3 protein-coding genes are annotated in these 2,524 nt (G+C 40.4%); all 3 read right to left on the bottom strand.

Annotated elements, in window-relative coordinates; translation table 11 throughout:
• Window positions 1-237: 237 nt before the first annotated feature.
• Window positions 238-861 (bottom strand): hypothetical protein, encoded by a 624-nt coding sequence (locus DW657_RS17160; protein WP_118313557.1) that lies wholly within the window; start codon window positions 859-861, stop codon window positions 238-240.
• A gap of 151 nt (window positions 862-1,012) precedes the next feature.
• Window positions 1,013-1,807 carry an NUMOD3 domain-containing DNA-binding protein gene (locus tag DW657_RS17155; RefSeq protein WP_118313556.1) on the bottom strand — a complete coding sequence of 265 codons (795 nt, stop codon included), beginning with the start codon at window positions 1,805-1,807 and terminating at the stop codon, window positions 1,013-1,015.
• 546 nt (window positions 1,808-2,353) lie between these two features.
• Window positions 2,354-2,524, bottom strand: coding sequence for a helix-turn-helix domain-containing protein (locus DW657_RS18745; RefSeq protein ID WP_147381998.1), 171 nt, complete (start codon window positions 2,522-2,524; stop codon window positions 2,354-2,356).

The raw sequence follows: 2,524 nt of genomic DNA, 5'->3' as shown, positions 1-2,524 counted from the left end.
TGCTCGCTTCTGCTGTATTGCCTCATACACCTTTTGTAGTTCGGCATCCATCGTTGGCGGCTGTTGCTGACTTGTGCCCATATCCAATAATGGGCTGTTTCCGAAATTCATCATAACAATCAATATCTTTAAAGTTGGTGATATATTATAGAGAGGTGAGAGGGCATCCACCACGAGGGCAAACACCCCTCACCAACTCATTTCTTCTTAGTCCGTTTTACAGACTTTTTTGCTCTGTTACGCTCCTGTAGTGGGAGTAGAAGCTGCTGCACATCCGCAAATGCTTGCAGATGGGAGAACTGTAACAGTAGGAGTGCTCTGGAGTCCGAGGACACCATCAATCTTGCGGCAACACTTCTCGTTCACGTAAGCCATCATCAGCTTCTCCTTGTAAGGAGTGAGGGCTTCCATAATGGCTACCTTCTTGTCAAGGTCGCTATACTTTGCTTGCAACGCATCGTACTGGTCTCTCTGATTCTTGTACAGACCGAAGTCCGCATCAACCTGAGACTTGTACAGACCAAACTCAGCCTGCATTGCACGGCGGTTCTCGGCGTTGATAGCATCGTTAGCACCCTTATACATAGAGAACTTCTCAGCGATGTCTGTCTCGCGCATAGCGTAGAACTTGTTAGCTGTGTCGAGCTTCATACCGAACATGTAGGTAAGCAACTTCACCTCATCATCGCATTCCTTCTCCATTACCTGCAAGGCGGTTGGCTGATTGGAACCTGCGTTAGCTCCATAGGCGTTGATGTTCACGTTCTCAGGCATATTGCTGCCACCGAGTGAACCAAACACACTGCGGTTGTTACCGCCAAATAACCAAGCACCAGCACCGAGTGCTGTGCCAATAATCACTAACTTTCGATAAGGTACGCAACCACCTTACCCGTTCTCTAATGAACTGCTGTATGTTACCATACAGATAAGACTATATCTTTATCTCTCACGAGATACTCTCCATTTCCACTCGCTTGAGTGTACTCCCTTTCGGGATAGTCGTTGAACCTTATTGTGCATATTTCCATTTGTAACCTTTGCATGTAATGTAATGCCTACCAGATGGAGATACATAACCTCTACATACCTTTACAATTTCGGAGTTTAATTTTGAATTACCTAGACTTTCTCCAGCTTCTAAAGCGGAATTAAACCTTTTCAAAACTTCTCCACTTGCCGCATCTATCTGCAAAACAGGCTTACTATTTGCTGTAGATATAGCATTTTTAGCTTTATTCGTATGCTTTTTGTTGAAAAAAGGATTTTTGCTTCCTTTTCTTTCTTTGGCACACTTACTCAGTATAGCTTTTTGCTTATCGGATAGATGTTTACCATACATAGGTGCTCTCTCTCCAGTTCTATTCTTGGCTAACTCACTAAGGTAAGCCCTCATGTCTTCTGAATGCTTTTTTCCTTTAAAAGGATTGCTATGACTTTTATAGTAATCTTTGAGGTGATTTATCATATTTTCTTTAGATTTTCCTTCTAATGTATGACCCCTAACACCTTCTCCTCCTAAAGTCATATTATACCCATTTCTGTAAGAATCATACTTCTTTATGAAATACGATTCTTTTTCATTAAGAACGGGAATAGCATCCTCTTTAGAATCAAAATCATCCGAGAAAAGCACTTCGTACTTAAAATTATGTACTCCATATTTGCGTATAGCATTATCAAAGCGAGTTCCGCTGTAGCAACAGTTATTGAAAAAACATCTTCTTCTATGTTTCTCATCTGTTGTCTGACCTACATAGGACTTTCCCGATGGGGATTCGTACCTATAAATTATACCTTTTACCATACTGCAAAGTTACAAAAAATATTTCAAAGAACGCACAATCTTGGCTGCTGATTGTCCTGTTTTTCAAGGAGTTCCCAGCAATTAAGAGAGTTTATACTGAGCATTATTTTTGTTTACCCAGTGTCAAGCCAGCATTACCTGTTGCCTTAGAAGCATAATCATCGTGCTTCTTTCCCTCTTCGTAGATTTTCTTCTCTACTACTTTTGCATCTGTCATTTCCATGATACAATCTTTTTAAGTTATCCTTATATTAACTAACACTATTGTAACGTTACGGATGCAAAGGTACGAAGAATAGTGGAGAGCAAATATAACTCTATCACACTTTCTTTTAGTGGTTGATAATCAGTGATTTAAGGTGATAGAAGGTAGCATCATATATCGTTACGTATAATTTAAGGCAAAAAGTGCGTATATTTTTCGGGGAAATATGTGTGTTTGTGTCTATTACATTGTACCAAATAAAAAAGAGAGGCAATCAGAGTGACTGTTGCAAAAATTGCAACAGTCACTCACGCAAACTGAAACAAAAAAGAGAGAGGCAATCACTTACCTCTCTTACTCTTAATGAAGTGCAGAATATCCCACTTCTTCCAATATCTTGTATGTCCACGCTTCTTGCACTCACCGTTAGGAATGTCGCCCCTCGCTACCATTCTATTTAAAGTAGCATCAGAAACGTGAAGTTTCTCCTTGACTTCCTCGGTAGATAGCAT

The sequence above is a fragment of the Prevotella sp. AM23-5 genome (assembly GCF_003473645.1).
Taxonomy (GTDB): domain Bacteria; phylum Bacteroidota; class Bacteroidia; order Bacteroidales; family Bacteroidaceae; genus Prevotella; species Prevotella copri_A.
Note: the sequence above shows the minus strand (reverse complement) of the source record. Positions and strands in the feature narration are given on the sequence as shown.

What these genes read in the sequence shown, in the direction of transcription:
- DW657_RS18745 (WP_147381998.1), bottom strand. Translation starts at nt 2,524, where the DNA reads ATGCTATCTACCGAGGAAGTCAAGGAGAAACTTCACGTTTCTGATGCT.
- DW657_RS17155 (WP_118313556.1), bottom strand. Translation starts at nt 1,807, where the DNA reads ATGGTAAAAGGTATAATTTATAGGTACGAATCCCCATCGGGAAAGTCC.